At 64.9% G+C, this 20225-nt stretch carries 19 protein-coding genes, 1 pseudogene and 1 riboswitch; of the genes and pseudogenes, 10 read left to right on the forward strand and 10 right to left on the reverse strand.

What is annotated here, in order from left to right; translation table 11 throughout:
- Position 1: 1 nt before the first annotated feature.
- From MESS4_RS22040 to MESS4_RS22080, 9 genes are all read right to left on the reverse strand, one after another.
- Positions 2-691: a hypothetical protein gene (locus tag MESS4_RS22040; RefSeq protein ID WP_006335676.1), complete on the reverse strand. Its 690-nt coding sequence runs from the start codon at positions 689-691 to the stop codon at positions 2-4.
- Positions 692-808: 117 nt separating this feature from the next.
- Positions 809-2113: an NADH-quinone oxidoreductase subunit NuoF gene (gene nuoF, locus MESS4_RS22045; RefSeq protein WP_006335677.1), complete on the reverse strand. Its 1305-nt coding sequence runs from the start codon at positions 2111-2113 to the stop codon at positions 809-811.
- Positions 2114-2123: 10 nt separating this feature from the next.
- Positions 2124-3395, reverse strand: coding sequence for an NADH-quinone oxidoreductase subunit E (locus tag MESS4_RS22050; RefSeq protein ID WP_006335678.1), 1272 nt, complete (start codon positions 3393-3395; stop codon positions 2124-2126).
- 21 nt (positions 3396-3416) lie between these two features.
- Entirely contained in the window at positions 3417-3824 is a 408-nt protein-coding gene (locus MESS4_RS22055) for a hypothetical protein (RefSeq protein WP_157385642.1), read from the reverse strand.
- Positions 3821-5011 (reverse strand): NADH-quinone oxidoreductase subunit D, encoded by a 1191-nt coding sequence (locus MESS4_RS22060; protein WP_036241845.1) that lies wholly within the window; start codon positions 5009-5011, stop codon positions 3821-3823. Before MESS4_RS22060 ends, MESS4_RS22055 begins: the two co-directional genes overlap by 4 nt.
- A 48-nt stretch (positions 5012-5059) precedes the next feature.
- Positions 5060-5449 carry a four helix bundle protein gene (locus MESS4_RS22065; RefSeq protein ID WP_006335681.1) on the reverse strand — a complete coding sequence of 130 codons (390 nt, stop codon included), beginning with the start codon at positions 5447-5449 and terminating at the stop codon, positions 5060-5062.
- A 21-nt stretch (positions 5450-5470) separates the two neighbouring features.
- Positions 5471-6073: an NADH-quinone oxidoreductase subunit C gene (locus tag MESS4_RS22070; protein WP_036241847.1), complete on the reverse strand. Its 603-nt coding sequence runs from the start codon at positions 6071-6073 to the stop codon at positions 5471-5473.
- A gap of 4 nt (positions 6074-6077) precedes the next feature.
- Positions 6078-6659 carry an NADH-quinone oxidoreductase subunit B gene (locus tag MESS4_RS22075; protein ID WP_036241849.1) on the reverse strand — a complete coding sequence of 194 codons (582 nt, stop codon included), beginning with the start codon at positions 6657-6659 and terminating at the stop codon, positions 6078-6080.
- Positions 6650-7015 (reverse strand): NADH-quinone oxidoreductase subunit A, encoded by a 366-nt coding sequence (locus tag MESS4_RS22080; RefSeq protein WP_006335683.1) that lies wholly within the window; start codon positions 7013-7015, stop codon positions 6650-6652. Before MESS4_RS22080 ends, MESS4_RS22075 begins: the two co-directional genes overlap by 10 nt.
- A 329-nt stretch (positions 7016-7344) precedes the next feature.
- Here MESS4_RS22080 and MESS4_RS22085 point away from each other — a divergent pair, with 329 nt between their 5' ends.
- From MESS4_RS22085 to MESS4_RS22120, 8 genes and pseudogenes are all read left to right on the forward strand, one after another.
- Positions 7345-8544: a winged helix-turn-helix domain-containing protein gene (locus MESS4_RS22085; RefSeq protein WP_006335684.1), complete on the forward strand. Its 1200-nt coding sequence runs from the start codon at positions 7345-7347 to the stop codon at positions 8542-8544.
- Between the two features lie 29 nt (positions 8545-8573).
- A riboswitch (cobalamin riboswitch) is annotated at positions 8574-8778 on the forward strand.
- A gap of 37 nt (positions 8779-8815) precedes the next feature.
- Positions 8816-9244 carry a DUF1636 family protein gene (locus MESS4_RS22090; protein WP_006335685.1) on the forward strand — a complete coding sequence of 143 codons (429 nt, stop codon included), beginning with the start codon at positions 8816-8818 and terminating at the stop codon, positions 9242-9244.
- Positions 9245-9246: 2 nt separating this feature from the next.
- A complete protein-coding gene (gene cobW, locus MESS4_RS22095; RefSeq protein ID WP_006335686.1) occupies positions 9247-10284 on the forward strand; it encodes a cobalamin biosynthesis protein CobW in 1038 nt (345 codons plus the stop codon).
- Between the two features lie 17 nt (positions 10285-10301).
- Entirely contained in the window at positions 10302-14066 is a 3765-nt protein-coding gene (locus MESS4_RS22100; RefSeq protein WP_006335687.1) for a cobaltochelatase subunit CobN, read from the forward strand.
- Positions 14063-15559, forward strand: a pseudogene (cobG, locus tag MESS4_RS22105) (precorrin-3B synthase); the annotation flags it as partial. The gene MESS4_RS22100 and the pseudogene cobG, both read left to right, overlap by 4 nt.
- Before the next feature lie 5 nt (positions 15560-15564).
- Positions 15565-16197 carry a precorrin-8X methylmutase gene (locus MESS4_RS22110; RefSeq protein ID WP_036241851.1) on the forward strand — a complete coding sequence of 211 codons (633 nt, stop codon included), beginning with the start codon at positions 15565-15567 and terminating at the stop codon, positions 16195-16197.
- A complete protein-coding gene (locus MESS4_RS22115) occupies positions 16194-16964 on the forward strand; it encodes a precorrin-2 C(20)-methyltransferase (RefSeq protein WP_006335690.1) in 771 nt (256 codons plus the stop codon). Before MESS4_RS22110 ends, MESS4_RS22115 begins: the two co-directional genes overlap by 4 nt.
- Positions 16961-17725, forward strand: a complete 765-nt coding sequence (locus MESS4_RS22120; RefSeq protein WP_006335691.1) for a precorrin-3B C(17)-methyltransferase — start codon at positions 16961-16963, stop codon at positions 17723-17725. Before MESS4_RS22115 ends, MESS4_RS22120 begins: the two co-directional genes overlap by 4 nt.
- On the opposite strand, the gene MESS4_RS22125 is transcribed toward MESS4_RS22120, so the two are convergent.
- Positions 17689-18453 carry a cobalt-precorrin-6A reductase gene (locus MESS4_RS22125; RefSeq protein WP_006335692.1) on the reverse strand — a complete coding sequence of 255 codons (765 nt, stop codon included), beginning with the start codon at positions 18451-18453 and terminating at the stop codon, positions 17689-17691. The two genes, MESS4_RS22120 and MESS4_RS22125, sit on opposite strands and share 37 nt — an antisense overlap.
- Before the next feature lie 220 nt (positions 18454-18673).
- On the opposite strand from MESS4_RS22125, the gene MESS4_RS22130 reads away from it, so the two are divergent.
- Positions 18674-19903: a bifunctional cobalt-precorrin-7 (C(5))-methyltransferase/cobalt-precorrin-6B (C(15))-methyltransferase gene (locus MESS4_RS22130; protein WP_006335695.1), complete on the forward strand. Its 1230-nt coding sequence runs from the start codon at positions 18674-18676 to the stop codon at positions 19901-19903.
- Positions 19900-20225: cobalamin biosynthesis protein (locus MESS4_RS32555; RefSeq protein ID WP_085987830.1), on the forward strand; the 326-nt coding region annotated here is incomplete at its 3' end. The genes MESS4_RS22130 and MESS4_RS32555, both read left to right, overlap by 4 nt.

A 20225-nucleotide genomic window follows, 5' to 3' on the forward strand; every position in this document is an offset into this window, starting at 1 on the left:
CCTACCTCTTGGCCCTGGCGGCAAGTGCTGCCGCCTGGCGGGTCCAGTCGTCGCGATCGATGCGGCCCTTGAACGACAGATAGTCGTCGACCCAGGCGATCTCTTCCGGCGTCCATGCCGCGATCTGGCCGTATGTCCAGATGCCCAGGCCGTTCAGCACCTTTTCCAGCTTCGGCCCGATGCCCGATATCGCCTTGAGGTCGGCTGGCTTAGCCGGCCGGTCCATGGCCTTGGGCTGCTTGAAATCCTCCGGCATCAGGCCGGCCGGCGCGCCACCTGTATCCACCGCGTTTGCCGCACTGCCTTTGGTGCTCGCCGCTAGGTCGTTCACCTCCCTGGCGAAAGACTGCGCCTTGGCGATCAAGGTTTTCGTCGCGGCGCGCGCCTTGGTCGAGGAGCTTGTCCTTGTCTCCGAAACCTCGGCCCTGGCCTCGAAATCATCGACGATCGGCTGGAACAAGCGCTGCGAGGCCTCGGCGGCACCCGAGAGCGCGCCCATCCACACGCCAAAGGCGTGGTTGGCCAGCCCGATGCTGAGCGCCGACATCGCCACCGCACCCGCGACAGGGTGCGCCAGGAGATTGACGGCGCTCGCCATCTCCTTCGGCATCATCCTGGTCAGATCCTGGTTCATCTTCTCGAACGGGTCCAAATCGGGCATCAAATCGTCGGGTCCTGAATACAGCGACATAGGTGGTCTCCTGGTCGTTTCTTCCGTCTGCCCGCGCCGTTTCCACAAATCGGGCATTCGCCCGTATTTCTAATCGGGCTTTCGCCCGTATTCCAAATCGGGCACTTGCCCATATTTCTATTCCGCCGCCACCATCACCGGCTCGGCCCGGTGCGCGTTGCGCGAAAACTCGTCGATGCGCCGCTCCACCTCGCCGCGGAAATGCCGCATCAGGCCCTGGATCGGCCAAGCCGCCGCATCGCCCAGCGCGCAGATCGTGTGGCCCTCGACCTGCTTGGTGACGTCGAGCAGCATGTCGATCTCGCGTTTCTGCGCCTCGCCGCGCACCAGCCGCTCCATCACCCGCCACATCCAGCCCGTGCCTTCGCGGCACGGCGTGCACTGGCCGCAGCTCTCATGCTTGTAGAAATAGGAGAGCCGGGCGATCGCCTTCACGATATCGGTGGATTTGTCCATGACGATGACAGCCGCCGTGCCGAGACCCGATTTCAGGTCGCGCAGCGCATCGAAATCCATCGGCGTGTCGATGATCTGCTCGGCCGGCACCAGCGGCACCGAAGCGCCGCCCGGAATGACCGCGAGCAGATTGTCCCAGCCGCCGCGGATACCGCCGCAATGCGTCTCGATCAGCTCGCGGAACGGGATCGACATCGCCTCTTCGACGGTGCACGGAGTGTTGACGTGGCCGGAGATGCAGAACAGCTTGGTGCCGACATTGTTGGGCCGGCCGAAGGACGAGAACCAGGCAGCACCCCGGCGCAGGATGGTCGGCGCCACCGCGATGGACTCGACATTATTGACCGTGGTCGGGCAGCCATAGAGGCCGACATTGGCCGGAAATGGCGGCTTCAGCCGCGGCTGGCCCTTCTTGCCTTCGAGGCTTTCGAGCAGCGCCGTCTCTTCGCCGCAGATATAGGCGCCGGCGCCGTGATGCATGTAGATGTCGAAATCGTAGCCGGAAATGTTGTTCTTGCCGATCAGCTTGGCCTCATAGGCTTCGTCGATGGCGCGCTGCAACGCCTCGCGCTCGCGGATGAACTCGCCGCGCACATAGATGTAGGCGGCGACGGCGCCCATGGCGAAGCCGGCGATCAGGCAGCCCTCGACCAGCGTGTGCGGGTCGTGGCGCAATATGTCGCGGTCCTTGCAGGTGCCGGGTTCGGATTCGTCGGCATTGACCACGAGATAGCTCGGCCGGCCGTCGCTCTGCTTGGGCATGAACGACCATTTCAGCCCGGTCGGGAAGCCGGCACCGCCGCGTCCGCGCAAGCCCGAGGCCTTCATCTCGTTGACGATCCATTCGCGCCCCTTGGCGATGATGCCAGGCGTGCCGTCCCAGGCGCCGCGCGCCATCGCGCCGGCCAGCGACTTGTCGAAGAGGCCGTAGATATTATTGAAGATGCGGTCTTTGTCCTGAAGCATTGTTCGTCCCTCAGACCGGTTTCTTGCCGAAGACGCGGATATATTCGGCGACCCCGCCCTTGGCGAGCGCCGTGGCCTGCTTGACCCAGTCCTCACGCTCGATGCGGCCGTGGAAGCTGAGATAGCCATCGACCCATTCGCGCTCGGCCTTCTTCCAGGACGCGACCTGCGCGAAGGTGAAGATGCCGAGCGAATGCAGGATGCCCTCACTCGTCGGGCCAACGCCTGAAATCAGCTTGAGATCGTCGACCAGTGTCGGCCTTTCGATGCCGGCCGGACGGTTCTTGTCTGTCAGCGAAGGCTTGGCAGGCTTGGCGGCCTTGGCCTCCGGCGCCTTGAACGCCGCCGCCGGCTCGGCTTTGGTCTTCGGGCCGTTACGCTGCTTCGAGACTTTTTCGACCTCTGGCGCCGCCTTGTTGGCATTGGCTGCTGAATGCAGCGGCGCCGAAACGCTCGCCGCCTTTTCCACGGCAGGTGCGACCTTGACCGCCGAAGGCGTCTTCAACGCCGGGCTGGTTTCGGGCGCATCGGTCTTCGGCTTGCTGGCATTCGATGGCGCGACGGCAGCGGCCGATGCTGGCGCGGCCGGAACGGCAATGGCATCCGGCGCTTCCTTGGCGGCCTTAGAAGCTTCCTTGGCTTCCCTGTCGCGGGTCGCCTTGAGGATCGCCTTCTCGCTCTTCAGCGTCGTCAGGCCGCCAATCGGCTCGGAGGTGATGCGGCCATTCTGCGGTCCAGGCGTCACGGACGCGCCCTTGCCGGCGCCGTAGAGGTCGATGATCTCGCCCAGCCGCTCCGGCGTCAGATCCTCGAACGTGTCCTTGAAAATCATCACCATCGGCGCGTTGACGCAGGCGCCGAGGCACTCGACCTCTTCCCACGACAGCGTGCCCTTGTCGTTGGTGTGGAACTGGTCGTGATGGATTTTCGAGCGGCAGACATCCATCAGCGCTTCCGAGCCGCGCAGCATGCAAGGCGTGGTGCCGCAGACCTGGATATGCGCGCGGGTGCCGACCGGGTTGAGCTGATACTGCGTATAGAAGGTCGCGACTTCCAGCCCGCGGATACGGGGCATGCCGAGCATGTCGGAGATCGTCTCGATCGCCGCCTTGGTCACCCAGCCTTCCTGCTCCTGCGCCAGCATCAGCAAGGGTATGATCGCCGACTGCTCGCGGCCCTTCGGATATTTCTTGATCCAGTGCTTGGCCGCCGCCGTATTCGCCCGGTTGAAGGCGAAGGACGCTGGCTGGACGCTGGCTTCTGCGAGACGGCGGACTGACATGGAGCTTCGCTTTTATGTTTCTTACTGAGCTGATCTATAGGCGCGATAGCAATCTTCCGATTGCCCCAAGACGCAAACGAACTCTTCATTCCCACGCTTTAGGCGGATAAACTCGTCGTAGCGGTCATTCCACCAAATTCTTCCGCAGCGAGGTCGGGGCTGGCTAGGCACTTCCGCAACGAAGATATCATTTCGTTCGCAAGGAGGTCCGTTCGGCACACCAAGAACCAATATTCCGGCATCCAAGAGCACATCGCCGCCTATTTCACGCACCGTCAGCAGATCGCCTTCAGCGACGAGCTTGAACCCTTCCTTCAGAAGATCGCTAGACGAAAGCCCGCCGCCTGACGCGGCGAGAGCCACCTCGGAAGACGCAGCAAGACATGCCGCCAGAAGCGCTTTGGATGGCAGAGCCGCACCCATCATCACCGATCGACCTCCCCGAAAACAATGTCGAGGGAGCCGAGAACGGCGGTGACGTCGGCCAGCATGTGGCCGCGGCACAAAAAGTCCATGGCCTGGAGATGGGCAAAACCCGGCGCGCGCAGCTTGCAGCGGTAGGGCTTGTTGGTGCCGTCGGAGACCAGATAGACGCCGAATTCGCCCTTCGGCGCCTCGACCGCGGCATAGACCTCGCCGGCCGGCACGCGGTAGCCCTCGGTGTAGAGCTTGAAATGATGGATCAGCGCTTCCATCGAGCGCTTCATCGCGTCGCGCTTCGGCGGCACCACCTTGCCGTCGAGATTCGACACCGGCCCGCTGCGTTCCTTGCCGAGCAGAAGGTCGACGCACTGGCGCATGATCTTGGCCGACTGGCGCATTTCTTCCATACGCACGAGGTAGCGGTCGAAACAGTCGCCGTTCTTGCCGATCGGGATGTCGAAATCCATCTCGGCATAGCATTCATAGGGCTGCGACTTGCGCAGGTCCCAAGCAGCGCCCGAACCGCGCACCATGACGCCCGAAAAGCCCCAGGCCCAGGCATCGGCCAGCGACACCGTGCCGATGTCGACATTGCGCTGCTTGAAGATGCGGTTGCCGGTGAGCAGCGCGTCGAGATCGTCGAGCGACTTCAGGAACGGGTCGATCCACTTGCCGATATCCTCGACCAGCTTCTGCGGCAGGTCCTGGTGGACGCCGCCCGGCCGGAAATAGGCCGCATGCATGCGCGAGCCCGAGGCGCGTTCGTAGAACACCATCAGCTTTTCGCGCTCGACAAAGCCCCATAGCGGCGGCGTCAGCGCGCCGACGTCCAGCGCCTGCGTCGTCACATTGAGGATATGCGACATGATGCGGCCGATCTCACAGTAGAGCACGCGGATCAGCTGGCCGCGCTTCGGCACCTCGATGCCGAGCAGCCGCTCGGCGGCAAGCGCGAAGGCATGTTCCTGGTTCATCGGCGCGCAATAATCGAGCCGGTCGAGATAGGGTACGGCCTGCAGGTAGGTCTTGTGCTCGATCAGCTTTTCCGTGCCGCGATGCAACAGCCCGATATGCGGATCGACGCGGTCGACGACTTCGCCGTCGAGTTCCAGCACGAGACGCAAAACACCATGCGCCGCCGGATGTTGCGGGCCGAAATTGATGTTGAAGTTGCGGACGGAGGTTTCAGCCATGGATCGCCCTTGGCGATGAGTGAATGGTGAATAGTGAATGGTGAATGGTCAAGTGTGCGTTCCATCCCGGTCCAGCGACCGGACAAATGAGACCAGCCTCTTGCCTAGTCTTGTGTAGGTCGGTTCCAGCTTCGCTGCCTGGTCCTGGGACAACAGCCTGAACCGCACGCAGAGCATGGTATGGGTCTCCAGTTCCTTTAACGAGCCTTGCGCGATGCGAAGAAACTGAATGAATGGCCGTCGCTGCGCACGACCGAACCCTTCCGCGATATTTGCCGGAATTGAGACCGCGCAACGCCGCATCTGAGACGTCATTCCATACAATTCCTCGCGCGGAAACCCGCGCGTCAAAACATAGACTTCCTCCGCGATATCCATCGCTTCTTTCCAGACGATGAGATCGCGATAGTCTCGTATAGTTTCTGGCGTCTCGTCCATTCACCATTCACTATTCACCATTCACTGTTTCGCCTTCTCATCCCCAGGCAGCACGTAGTCCGTTCCCTCCCACGGGCTCAAAAAGTCAAAGTCTCTAAACTCCTGCTTCAATTCCACCGGCTCATAGATGACGCGCTTGGCCTCGTCGTCGTAGCGCACTTCGACGAAGCCGGTCAGCGGGAAGTCCTTGCGCAGCGGATGGCCCTCGAAGCCGTAGTCGGTCAAGATGCGTCGCAGGTCCGGATGGCCGGAGAACAGCACGCCATAGAGGTCGTAGGTCTCGCGCTCGAACCAGTCGGCGCCGGGATAAACGCCGGTGAGCGACGGCACCATGGTTTCCTCGTCGGCCTGAACCTTGATGCGGATACGCACATTCTGCTTCGGCGACAGCAAGTGATAGACGACATCGAAGCGCTTGGCTCGCGACGGATAGTCGGCGCCGCAGACGTCGATGATCGAGATGAACTGGCATTTTGGATCATCGCGCAGGAAGGTCACGACCTCGATCAGGTCGCGCGGTTCGACGCAAACGGTAAGCTCGCCATAGGCAAGCACCGGGTCGTTGACCCAGCCAATCAGCTTCTCGCCGAGATAGGTCGACAGTTCGCTAAGGGATGCGCTCATGGATTTACCGCTCGATCGTGCCGGTGCGGCGGATCTTCTTCTGCAGCAGAAGAATGCCGTAGAGCAGCGCTTCGGCGCTCGGCGGGCAGCCGGGCACATAGATGTCGACCGGCACGATGCGGTCGCAGCCGCGCACCACCGAATAGGAATAGTGGTAGTAGCCGCCGCCATTGGCGCAGGAGCCCATCGAGATGACGTAGCGCGGCTCCGGCATCTGGTCGTAGACCTTGCGCAGCGCCGGCGCCATCTTGTTGGTCAGCGTGCCGGCTACGATCATGATGTCGGACTGGCGCGGAGACGCGCGAGGCGCAACGCCGAACCTTTCCGAGTCGTAGCGCGGCATCGAGGTGTGGATCATCTCGACCGCGCAGCAGGCAAGCCCGAAGGTCATGAACATCAGCGAGCCGCTGCGGGCCCAGGTGATCAGCGCCTCGGTCGAGGTGACGAGGAAACCCTTGTCGGCCAGCTCGTTGTTGATTTCCAGGAAGAACGGATCATCCTCCCCCACCGGCCGGCCGGTGTTGGGATCGATGAGGCCCCTGGGCCTCGGCGCGACAAGGGTGCCTGAACTGTCGTTCAATCCCATTCCAGCGCTCCTTTTTTCCATTCATAGGCAAAGCCGATGGTCAGCACCGCCAAAAACACCATCATCGACCAGAAACCGAGCATGCCGATCTTGCTGAAAGAGACCGCCCACGGAAACAGGAAGGCCACTTCCAGATCGAAGATGATGAACAGGATCGAGACCAGGTAGAAGCGGATATCGAACTTCATGCGGGCGTCGTCGAACGAGTTGAAGCCGCACTCATAGGCGGAAAGCTTTTCCGGATCGGGATTGCGGTAAGCCACCAGGAACGGCGCCACAAGCAGCGCCAGACCGACGACCAGCGCCACGCCGATGAACAGGACGATGGGCAGGTACGAACTCAGGAGTGCGTTCATGCTGCGGCTTTCCGTTGCCAATCCACTTTGATTACAGCAACAGACCTTAATGCGGAAGCGTGACAGATTAACCGCTGAACCGTTTGAAGGGCCTATGCTGCAACGCGGCGAGGGTTAGCGCAGCGCTTTCGGCGAAGCAAGTCAAACCTTGTTCAAAACACGGTGCTGGACGGCACATCCGGAAAAACTGGTCCGATCCGCTCCTGTTTGATTTCCTTCACTTTTTACTCCACTTTTCTCTCCTGACATAAATCCCGCCAAATCCCTGCTAGCATGGTCGGGAATCATCCTGGGAATCTCGGTCAAACACCCATCGGAGTCCCGTCCGCATGAAGGAAAAGATCTCGCTTCGCATGGCCCGGCGCATCGCGCTTGCCGCCCAGGGCTTTGCCGACGCCAGACCGAGCGCAACACCTGACCGTCGTCATCTGGCGCGCGTGCTTGCCCGTATCGGCCTGTTGCAGATCGATTCCGTCAGCGCGGTGGTGCGCGCGCACTATATGCCGCTCTATTCGCGCCTCGGCCCCTACAAGCTGGCGCTGCTCGACAACGCCGCCGTGACGCGCAAGCGCATGGTGTTCGAATATTGGGCGCACGAGGCCTCCTTCCTGCCGGTCGAGACCTGGCCGCTGATGCGCTGGCGCATGGAGCGGGCCGAGCGCGGCGACGAAATGTATCTCGGTCTGGCGAAATGGGGCCGCGAACGCGCCGCCTATATCGAGGATATCTATCGCGAGGTCGTCGAGCGCGGCCCGATCGCCGCCTCTGCTCTTGAGGGCCAGAAGGGCTCCGGCGGCTGGTGGGGCTGGAGCGACGCCAAGCACGCCTTCGAATGGCTGTTCTGGGCCGGCCGCATCACCACGGCGTCGCGCCGCGGCTTCGAGCGGCTTTACGATCTGCCCGAACGCGTGCTGCCGCCCGCCGTGCTAGCCCTGCCGGTGCCTGCTGCCGAGGATGCGCATCGCGACTTGCTGCGCATTTCCGCCCGTGCCCATGGCATCGCGACAGCCGGCGACCTGCGCGACTATTTCCGGCTTTCGCCGGCCGACATCAAGGGCCGGCTGGAAGAACTGGTCGAGTTGGGCGAGCTGCTGCCGGTGCGCGTCGAGGGCTGGGACAAGCCGGCTTATCTTCACAGGGACGCACGTTTGCCGCGAAAAATCGAGGCGCGCGCCCTGCTTGCCCCTTTCGATCCGGTCGTCTTCGAGCGGTCGCGCACCGAGCGACTGTTCGACTTCCGCTACCGCATCGAGATCTACACGCCGGCCGAAAAACGCCAATACGGCTATTATGTCCTGCCGTTCCTGCTCGGCGACAGGATCGTGGCGCGCGTCGACCTCAAGGCCGACCGCCCGGCAAGCGTGTTGCGCGTCCACGCTACCTACGCCGAACCTGGCGCCCCGCCGCAAACCGCCGCCGAACTGTTCGAGGAATTGAAGCAAATGCAGGGCTGGCTCGGGCTTGAACGGATCGAAGTGACGCCTGCCGGAGATCTCGGGCAGCCCCTCGCCGACATCGCTACGTCGTAGACGCGCGTTGACACGCCTGCATACACAAGCCTAAATCCGGTTCAGACGGTCTCCTCTCGGCAAAGGGAGGAGCCAAGAGGGAATGCGGTGCGAAATCTCGATTTCAAATCCGCGGCTGTCCCCGCAACTGTAAGCGACGAGCCAAGGCCGAAAACCACTGGGATGTTCCCGGGAAGGCGGCACCCAGGCGATGACCCGCGAGCCAGGAGACCTGCCGTCTGGGACTAAAGAATCCGATCGCCTGGCGGGTTTTCCGGGCAAGGAGCCTGATTTGGAACGCGACAGCAGTTTTTCGGCTGAGACAGCGGACATATTGTCCGGCGGGGACGATTCCCTGGCCGGCGTCACCGTCATCGTCTGCTCTTCCTGTCGCGACGAAACCGGCTCCGATGCCTATCCCCGCGCCGGCGCGCGGCTCGCCGATGACACGCGCCAGGCCGCCTCTGGCGAAAAAATCCGCATCCGCACCGTCGAATGTCTCGGCAATTGCAAGCGACGCCTCAGCGCCGCGATCCTTCGTGACGGCTGCTGGAGCTACGTCTTCGGCGACCTGAGCATGACCAGCGGCGCCGATCTCGTCGCTGGCGCAAAGCTCTTCGCCACATCGACCGACGGTCTCATCCCCTGGCGCGGCCGGCCGGATAGCCTGAAGCGCGGCCTCGTTGCCCGCATCCCTCCCCTCGACCTCCTGAAGGACTGATCATGACCGCTTCCGTCTCGCGCGTTCCCTGCACCGTCGTCACCGGCTTCCTCGGCGCCGGCAAGACGACGCTGGTCCGCCATCTCCTGGAGAACGCCGGCGGCAAGCGTATTGCCATCATCGTCAACGAGTTTGGCGACATCGGCATCGACGGCGAGATATTGAAAGGCTGCGGCATCGACACTTGCCCCGAGGAGAACATCGTCGAACTGGCCAATGGCTGCATCTGCTGCACCGTTGCCGACGATTTCGTCCCGGCGCTCGACCAGATCCTGTCGCTGACGCCGAAGGTCGACCATATCCTGATCGAAACCTCCGGCCTCGCTCTGCCCAAGCCGCTGGTCCAGGCCTTCCAGTGGCCGTCGGTGAAAAGCCGCGTGACGGTCGATGGCGTCATCGCAGTGGTCGACGGCCCGGCACTGGCCGAAGGCCGCGTCGCCAACGATATGGACGCCCTCCAGGCACAGCGCGCTCAAGACGAAACGCTCGACCATGACGACCCGGTCGAAGAGCTGTTCGAGGACCAGATCGCCTGCGCCGACCTGATCATCCTGTCGAAGAGCGATTTGATGGACGCCGCCGGTTCGGCCCGCGCCAACACCATCATCAATGGACACTCCGCCCGCGCCGTGAAGATCGTGCCGAGTTCGCATGGCAAGGTCGATCCCTCCGTACTGCTCGGCCTCGGTCTCGCCGTCGAGGACGACATCGAGAACCGCAAGTCCCATCATGACGGCGCGTTCGACCACGAGCATGACGACTTCGACACGTTCATTGTCGACATCCCCTCGATCGCCAATCCGGATGAGCTGGCAAAACGTGTCGCCACCGCGGCCGAACAGGAAAACGTGCTGCGCGTAAAAGGCTTCGTCGAGGTCGGCGGCAAGCCGATGCGGCTTTTGCTGCAGGCCGTCGGCCCGCGCGTCAATCACTATTACGACCGCGCCTGGACGGTCGAGGACGACCGCCGCTCGCGCCTCGTCGTCATCGGGCTGAAAGGGCTGAACCGCCCGGCCATCGAGCGTATACTCGCTGGCTGAGGCAGAGCGGAACCGCGATGCACATCCTCACCACAACATCCGCCTCGCTCGACGATCTCGCCGAGCCGGTCGATCTCAGGCAGACGCCGGCGGATGTCGTGGCCTTGTCCTTCACCGACAGCGATCTGGCCGGGCTGGCGGCGGCGTGGAAAGCGGATGCGGCACGACTGCCCTCGATGCGGCTGGCTGCACTTCGCGATCTGCGCCATCCGATGTCCGTCGATCTCTGGATCGACAGCGTCGCCCGCCACGCTAGGGTTGTTCTGGTCCGCATCCTCGGCGGCTACGACTGGTGGCGCTATGGCTGCGACCAGCTTGCCACGATTGCGCGCGCACGCGGCATAAAACTGGCGCTGCTGCCCGGCGAGAGCCACGACGAGGACCTGCGGCTGATCGAAGGCTCGACGCTGCCGCGCGAGGAGTTGGACGGCCTGCTAGGCTATTTCCGCGAGGGCGGGCCGGAGAATATGACGGCGCTGGTGCGGAGGCTGGCGCGGTTGGCCGGTTCGGATGCGGCCGTTGCCGAGCCGGTCAGCGTTCCGAAGGCGGGCTACTATCAGCCGGGACTTGGGGTCATAGAGAAGCCAGACCTCTCAAATGTCGGCATTCCTTCACGCCCCCCTCTGTCCTGCCGGACATCTCCCCCACGAGGAGGGAGATTGGCCGTCACTGGCCGTATCGCGACTTCTGCAACGTCGGACATTTGCGAAGCCGCCGATGATCAGGCGATCTCCCCCCTTGTGGGGGAGATGTCCGGCAGGACAGAGGGGGGCGCGAAAGAACGCGGCCTAAACCCTACGTCTGCCCAACGCGCACCTGTGGTCCCGATCCTGTTCTACCGCTCGATGTTGCTTGCCGCCGACATCGCGCCTATCGACACGCTTGTCGTAGCGCTGAGCGCGCGCGGCATGGCCCCCGTCCCCATCTTCGTCTCCAGCCTGAAAGACCCGGCATCGCTCGCCTTTGTCGAAACCGCACTGGCCGCCCTGAACCCCGCCGCCATCATCACCGCCACCGCCTTCGCCTCCGGCGCCGAGCCCGGCATCGAAACCTTGTTCGACCGCGCCGGCGTGCCTGTCTTCCAGGTCATCGTCGCCACGACTCGCCGCGACATCTGGCAGAACAACCAGCGTGGGCTTGCCCCCGCCGACCTCGCCATGCATGTCGTGCTGCCCGAACTCGACGGCCGCATCCTCGCCGGAGCTATTTCCTTCAAGGGCGAAAGCGAGACCGATCCGGCATTGGCCTTCCGCGCCTTCGCCAACCGGCCAGAGCCCGATCGCGTGGCGCAGGTGGCCAACCGTATCGAAGCCTTCATCCGCCTGCGGCGCACGCCGCGCGCGGAACGCAAGCTCGCCATCCTGATCCCGGATTATCCGAGCGCCCCCGGCCGCACCGGCTATGCCGTCGGCCTCGACGTGCCGTCCAGCGTGCTTGCCATGCTGCACGACCTGAAAGAACAGGGCTACGCCGTTGAAGGGATTCCGCAAACGCCGCGTGCATTGCTGGAGAGGCTGGAGCGCAGTGACGAAGGATTGGGCCTGAACGACTATCTGGCCTTCTCCACGGAATTGCCGACGGCTGCAAACGCTGCGGTAGAGGCCGCTTGGGGGAAGGCTGAAGATGAGACAGCTTTGCGCGAGGCACCCCCCTCTGTCCTGCCGGACATCTCCCCCGCAAGGGGGGAGATTGGCAGCTCCATTGCCGGCTCTCTTCCAGCAGCGTTGGAGATTGGCGAAAGCAGAGATGAGGGCGCAATCTCCCCCCTTGTGGGGGAGATGTCCGGCAGGACAGAGGGGGGCGCGACAGAACGCCAACCTTCGAGCCCAGCAAACAACCGGCAATTCCCCTTCCGAGCCGCAACCTTTGGCAACATCACCGTGGCCCTTGCCCCCGATCGCGGCCGCTCGGCCGACCGTCGCGCCGACTATCACGACCCGACCTTGCCGCCGCGCCATGCGTTGATCGCCTTCGGCTTGTGGTTGCGAAAGTCGCTCGGCGCCCATGCCCTCGTCCATGTCGGCGCCCATGGCACGCTGGAATGGCTGCCCGGCAAGACAGTGGCGCTCAGCGAAAACTGCTTCCCCGAGATCGTCACCGGCGCATTGCCCGTCATCTATCCCTTCATCGTCTCCAACCCCGGTGAGGCGGCGCAAGCCAAGCGGCGCATTGCCGCCGTTACCCTCGGCCATCTGCCGCCGCCGCTGACCGGCGCCGGGCTCGACGAGAACCAACAGCAATTGGAGCGGCTGGTCGATGAATATGCCCAGGCCGACGGGCTCGACCGCCGCCGCCGCGACCGCCTGGCTAAGCTGATCGTCGACACCGCGCGGAAGACCGGCCTTGCGTCCGAAGCCGGAGTTGCCGGCACCGACGCGCCTGACGAAGCGCTGCGCCGCATCGATGCCTGGCTCTGCGACCTCAAGGATTTCGCCATCAAGGACGGCCTGCATGTCTATGGCCGCTCGCCCGGAGGGGAAGGCGCGGGCGAGGCCGATCCGTTGCGCAGGCTAAGTGCCGCGGCCGAGAAGGCAGCCTTGCTCGCGGCGCTCGATGGCCGCCATATCAAGGCCGGTCCGGCTGGCGCACCGGCGCGCGGCCGCTCCGACGTTTTGCCCACCGGCCGCAACCTGTTCACATCAGATCCGCGCACCATGCCGACGCCGACGGCCTATGATCTGGGCAGGGCCGCGGCGGAAGAAGTCGTGCGCGGCTACATGCAGTCGCATGGCGACTGGCCGCGTTCGCTGGTCATCGACCTCTGGGGCTCGGCCTCGCTGCGCACCGGCGGCGAGGAGATCGCGCAAGGCCTGGCGCTGATGGGCTGCCGGCCGCAATGGGATGCCGCCACCGGCCGCGTCACCGGCATCGAGGTGCTGCCGCCGGCCGCCCTTGGCCGGCCGCGCGTCGATGTCACCTGGCGCATATCAGGCCTGTTCCGCGACATGTTCCCGACCCAGATCGCGCTGATCGACGCGGCCGCCAACGCCGTTGCTGCCCGCGACGAGGACGCTTCGGAAAACCCGCTCGCGGCCAGAACCCGCGTTGACGGAAAAATCAGCCCGCGCATTTTCGGCACCTCGCCCGGCACCTACGGCGCCGGCGTCGAGGACTTGCTATCGAGCGGCGACTGGGCCGCGCGAGAAGAGATCGGCCGCGCCTATCTCGACGCCACGTCGCATGCCTATGGCGGCGCCGAGGGCGAAGGCGTCTCCGCGCCCGGCGCCTTCGAGGGCCGCATCGCCGAGGCCGACCTGCTCGTCCATACCGGCGACGATCCCGGCCGTGACATCCTCGAAGGTTCCGCCGATGTCGCCTTCATAGGCGGCTTTTCGGCGGCGCTCGCGGCACTCGGCAGGAACGCCGACGTCATCGTGCTCGACATCACGGACCCGCAAAAGCCGAAGCCGCGCTCGGTCGGCGAAGCAGTAGCGCGGGTGGTGCGCGCCCGCGCGGTCAACCCGCGCTTCATATCAGGCCAGATGCGCCATGGCCCGCGCGGCGCCTCGGAATTCGCCGAGACGGTCGACCGTCTCGTCGGCTTCGCCGAAACCACCCACGCCATACCGGGCGCGCTGATCGAGGCTGTCCACGACGCCTATCTCGGCGATTCCGAGGTTCGCGCCTTCATCCTGCGCGAGAACCCTTCCGCCGCCAAAGTCATCGCCGAGCGTTTCCTCTCGGCGCGGCGGCGCGGTCTGTGGCATCCCTTGCGCAATTCCATCGATGATGATCTGGCGGCATTGATCACTGAGGCCCAGGCGCTCGGGGTCGCGGCATGAACGCCTTCTCTCGCCGTGGCGCTTGCCCTGCTCTGTCGACACCGATGCAGACCGGCGACGGGCTGCTGGTGCGGCTCAATCCGGTCGCTGGAGGATTGCCGCCGAAGTCCCTGATCGGACTTTGTGAATCTGCCTTGCGGCATGGCAACGGCATCATGGAAGTCACCGCACGCGGCAGCCTGCAGATCCGTGGCCTGGCACCGACAAGCGCGCGGCTGCTGGCAGCGGAGGTCGACGCACTGGGCATCATCGTGCGCACCGGCATGCCGGTCGAGACAGGGCCGCTGGCGGGGCTGGATCCGGAAGAGATCGCCGACCCGCGTCCGCTGGCCGAGCGTATTCGTGCAGCGGCTGAAGAAGCTGGCCTTCCGTCGCGCCTTGGCCCCAAGGTTTCGGTCGTTGTCGACGGCGGCGGGCAGCTGACCATGGATGCGGTGACGGCCGATGTCAGGTTGGTCGCCAGGCAGATCGATGCGGGAACGCAGTGGCAGATGGCCGTCGCCGGCGACGGTCGGACTGCGATGCCGCTCGTCATGGCTGAGGAAGATGCTGCCCGTGATATCGCCGTCGCGGTGCTCAGGATGGTCGCCGAAAAAGGCCGCGAAGCCCATGCGAGGGATTTGACGGACAGGCAGTTGGCCTCTCTCGCCAGTTGGCATTCTGTCGCGCCCCCCTCTGTCCTACCGGACATCTCCCCCACAAGGGGGGAGATCGGCGGTTTCGCCGCTGGCTCTCCCTCTGAAGCTTTGGAGATTGGCGAAGGCGGTGATGAGGGCGCAATCTCCCCCCTCGTGGGGGAGATGTCCGGCAGGACAGAGGGGGGCGCGACAGAACGCCAGCCTATGCCGCCGTTACAATCGGCTCGCTCGCCCATTGGAATCTTCGCCCTGGCCTCCGCCAATACCGCCCTCGGCATCGGTCTGCCCTTTGGCAGCATGCCGGCGGAAAAGATCATCGACCTCACACGACACGCTCTCGCCCTTGGCGTCGCTGAAATCCGCCTGGCGCCAGGCCGCGCCTTGCTTTTCCTTGGTCAGCCCGCAGCCGCCAACCAGAGCCTTCAGCAGACAGCCGCCACCCTCGGCTTCGTCACCGACGCAGCCGACCCGCGCACCCGCATCGCCGCCTGCCCCGGTGCGCCGGCCTGCGCCTCCGGCCGGATCGCGACGCGCGACATCGCCGAGACCATCGCGGCGGAGAACCGCGACCTCCTTGATTCTTCCCTCACATTGCACATTTCCGGCTGCGCCAAGGGCTGCGCGCATCCCGGCCCGGCGGCGTTGACCCTGGTCGGCGGCGAAAACGGAGCCGGACTTGTCGTCAACGGGACGGCGAAGACCCTTCCCGCCGGATACAGGCCGGGCTATGACGCCGCGCGCGGCATCGGCCGCGTCGCAGCCACGATCCGCGCAAGACGACATACCGGCGAAACCACCGTTGCCTGCCTGACAAGGCTCGGCGCGGCCGGTATCACCGAGGCTTACCGACGGGAATGAGCATGGCCGCCTACGATTACATTCACGACGGCACGGCGATCTACGAGCGCTCCTTCGCCATCATTCGCGCCGAGGCCGACCTGTCGCGCTTTTCCGAGGCTGAGGCCGATGTCGCCATCCGCATGATCCATGCCTGCGGCCAGGTCGAGGCAGCCACTCACTTTGTCTTTTCCAGCGATTTCGTCGCCGCAGCCCGTGCCGCTTTGGCGGCCGGCGCGCCGATCTTGTGCGATGCCGAAATGGTCTCGCATGGCGTCACCCGTGCCCGGCTGCCGGCCGGCAATGAGGTGATCTGCACGCTGCGCGACCCGCGCACCGCCGAGATCGCCAAGGAGATCGGCAACACCCGCTCGGCCGCGGCCATCGATCTCTGGGGCGAACGCGTGGCTGGTTCGGTCGTCGCCATCGGCAATGCGCCGACCGCCCTCTTCTACCTCTTGGAGAAACTGCGCGACGGCGCCCCGAAACCGGCGGCGATCATCGGCATGCCGGTCGGTTTCGTCGGTGCTGCGGAATCGAAGGATGCGCTGGCCGAGAATTCCTACGGTGTGCCCTGCGCCATAGTGCGCGGCAGGCTGGGCGGCAGCGCCATGACGGCTGCCGCGCTCAACGCATTGGCGAGGCCGGGCCTGTGAACGCGCTTCACGAAGCCCGTTCAGGGGGCCGTCTGGTTGGCGTCGGCACCGGTCCCGGCGATCCTGAATTGTTGACGCTGAAGGCGGCGCGGATATTGGCCGAGGCCGACGTCGTCGCCTATTTCGCCAAGCGGGGAAACAACAGCAATGCACGCGCCATCGTCGAGGCGCGCTTCCGGCCGGACATGCAGGAACTGCCGCTGCTCTATCCCGTGACGACCGAGATAGACAAGGATCACGACGACTACCGCTCGCAGATATCCGATTTCTACGAAGAATCGGCCGAAAAGGTGGCCGAGCACCTTGGCGCCGGCAGAATGGTCGCGGTGCTTTCGGAAGGCGATCCGCTCTTCTACGGCTCCTACATGCATCTGCATGTCCGGCTGGCGCATCGGTTCCCGACCGAAGTCATTCCCGGCGTCACCGCCATGTCCGGCTGCTGGTCGGCGACCGGCCTGCCGATCGTCCAGGGCGACGATGTGCTGACCGTGTTGCCGGGCACGATGAGCGAGTTCGAGCTGACGCGGCGCCTCGCCGACACCGACGCCGCCGTGATCATGAAGGTCGGCCGCAACCTGCCCAAGATCAGGCGGGCACTGGAGGCGACCGGCAAGCTCGCGAAAGCCGTCTATGTCGAGCGCGGCACCATGCCGGGCAGCGTCTCGATGCGGCTGGCCGACAAGCAGGACGACAAGGCGCCCTATTTTGCGATCGTGCTGGTGGCCGGCTGGTCGGGCCGGCCCGGTGCGTCGGGAGCCAAGCCATGAGCGGCCGCCTGACTGTCATCGGTCTTGGACCCGGCAATGCCGACCAGGTCACGCCGGAAGCTAGTCGTGCCATGGCGGAAGCCAAATTCTTCTACGGCTACAAGCCCTATCTCGACCGGCTCGGGCTGCGCCCGGACCAGACCCGCGTCGCCTCCGACAATCGCGAGGAACTCGCGCGCTCCAAGGACGCGCTGAGAAGGGCCGCCGAGGGCCATGACGTTGCCGTGGTTTCGGGCGGCGATCCGGGCGTCTTTGCCATGGCCGCCGCCGTCTGCGAGGCGATCGAGGCCGGTCCGGCCGAATGGCGCGCCGTCGATGTCGCTGTTGTGCCCGGCATCACCGCCATGCTTGCCGTTGCTGCCCGCATCGGCGCGCCGCTCGGCCATGATTTCTGCGCCATCTCGCTGTCCGACAATCTGAAGCCATGGGAGCTGATCGAACTGCGCCTGCTCGCGGCGGCCGGAGCCGGCTTCGTCATCGCGCTCTATAACCCGATCAGCAAGGCGCGTCCCTGGCAGCTCGGCCGCGCCTTCGAATGCCTCACAGCAATCCTGCCCGGCACCACGCCGGTCATCTTCGGCCGCGCCGCGGGCCGTCCCGACGAGCGCATCGAGGTCTATCTGCTGGCGGATGTCGACGCTGAAAAGGCTGACATGGCGACCTGCATCATCATCGGCTCGCCGGAAACCAGGATCATCAAGCGCGGCGACCGGCCAGCGCTGGTCTACACGCCGCGTTCGGCGTCGGGTTCCAAGGCATGATCGACCATGGCGGCCAGTTGATCGACCGTTTCGGCCGAAGGCACGTCCGGCTGGGACGGCCTGCGGATCATGATCACCTCGATGCCAAGCACCCGCGCGGCCGCGATCTTGCCATAAGTCGCCTCGCCGCCGCTGTTCTTGGACACGACGATGTCGATGCCATTGCTTTCGAGCAGCGCGCGTTCGTCCGCTTCGCGGAACGGCCCGCGCGACAGCAGATAGGTCGCGTCAGGCACCGCCAGCCTCGGCTCGACCGGATCGACGCTGCGGATGAGATAATGATGCTGGGGTGCGGCCTCGAAGACAGCGACCTCTTGCCGGCCGAGCGCCAGGAAGACGCGGCGCGGCGCCGCTCCAAGCGCCTGCACAGCACCGGCAACGGTGTCGACCAGCATCCAGCGGTCGCCCTCGACAGGCTCCCAGCCCGGACGCCTGAGCGCCATGATCGGCACGCCCGCTTGCGGTGCCGCTTCCGCTGCATTGGCGGAGATGCGTGCCGCATAGGGATGTGTTGCATCGATCAGCAAATCCGTGTCGGCTTCCTTGAGATACGCCGCCAGCCCGCGCGCACCGCCGAAGCCTCCGGCGCGGACGGGCACGCCCTGCGCCACCGGGCTCTCGGTGCGGCCAGCCAGCGACAGCGTGACCTCAAGATCGGCGCGCGCGGCAAGCTTGCCGGCCAGTTGCCGGGCTTCGGTGGTTCCGCCGAGGATCAGAATTCGCTTCATTGGCACCACAATCGGCCACGCCGAGCTGCCCCTCACCCTCACCCTCACCCTCACCCTCACCCTCACCCTCACCCTCACCCTTACCCTCACCCTTACCCTCACCCTTACCCTCTCCCCGTGAAGGACGGGGAGAGGGGGATGCCAGCGTTGCGGCCAGTTCCCTTCTCCCCGTCACTATACGGGGAGAAGGTGCCGGCAGGCGGATGAGGGGCGGCGCGGCATGTCAAAAACCAAACGGCCAACGCCTCAATGGCTCACAATCGTCGGCATCGGCGAGGACGGTTTAGCGGGTCTCGGCGACGAGGCCAAGCGGCTGATTGCCGAGGCGGAAGTCATCTTCGGCGGCAAGCGGCATCTGGCGCTGGTCGCTTCCCTGGCCAAGGGCGAGCCACGCGCCTGGCCGGTTCCGTTCGATGCCGACATGGCTGATGTCTTGGCGCTCGCCGGCCGGCGCGTCTGCGTGCTGGCCTCTGGTGATCCGTTCTTCCACGGTGTCGGCGCCACGCTTGCCCGCAAGGTGAAGCCGCAGGAAATGCATGTCGTCCCTGCCCCATCGGCCCTCTCGCTGGCCGCTGCCCGCCTCGGCTGGGCGCAGCAGGACATCGAAAACATCTCGCTGCACGGCCGGCCGCTCGACCTGATCCGGCCGCTGCTGCACCAGGGCAACCGCATCCTTGCCCTGACCTCCGACGGCGACGCGCCGCTGGCGATTGCGCGACTGCTGACCGAACTTGACTTCGGCACCTCAGGGCTGACGGTTCTGGAGGCTCTGGGCGGACCGAATGAAAAGCTGCGGAGCGCCCGGGCCAACGCCTTCGACCTCGAAAACATCAACCCGCTCAACGTGCTGGCGATTGAAGTTGAGTCGACTCCGGATGCACGAACCCTGCCCCTGACATCGGGCCTGGCCGATCATCTTTTCGAGCATGACGGCCAGATCACCAAGCGCGAGATCCGCGCCATCACCTTGTCGGCACTTGCGCCCAGGCGCGGCGAATTGCTGTGGGACATCGGTGCCGGATCAGGCTCGATCGGCATCGAGTGGATGCTGGCGCACCCTTCCTTGCGCGCCATCGCCATCGAGGCCGATCCGGTCCGCGCCGCCCGCATCGGCCGCAACGCCGCCGCCTGCGGCGTTCCAGGCCTCGTCGTCGTCGAAGGGGTCGCGCCCAAGGCGCTGGCCAAGCTTGATCAGCCAGATGCGATCTTCATCGGCGGTGGTGGCAGCGATGCCGGCGTACTTAGCGCGGCCATCAAGGCTCTGCCCTCCGGCGGCCGAGTGGTCGCCAATGCCGTGACGCTGGAGATGGAAGCGCTGCTTCTCGCCCAGCACACCAAGCTTGGCGGCGACCTCACCCGCATTGCCATCTCCCGGGCCTCGCCCGTCGGCGCGATGCAGGCCTGGCGCCCGGCCATGCCGGTCACCCAATGGAGCTGGGTGAAGCCATGATGGTCGCGGGCATCGGCAGTCGCAAAGGTGTCAGCGTCGAAGACGTGCTCGCGGCCATAGAAACCGCACTGGAAGCGCATGGGCTGGCTATGACGGCACTGTCTGCCTTGGCGACGACCGAATTCAAACGCGGCGAAGAGGCCATTTTTGCTGCTGGTCGTGAACTCAACCTTCCGGTCATAGTAGTGGACACTACCGAACCGTCGCTCCCCCTCACCCGCCCTCCGCTTCGCTCGGCCGACCTCTCCCCGAGGGGAGAGGAGATCACGCAAGCTGGCGCCAGTCTCTTCTCCCCAGCGGGGAGAAGGTGGCCCGAAGGGCC

The organism is Mesorhizobium sp. STM 4661 (genome assembly GCF_000359125.1).
Lineage (GTDB): Bacteria > Pseudomonadota > Alphaproteobacteria > Rhizobiales > Rhizobiaceae > Mesorhizobium.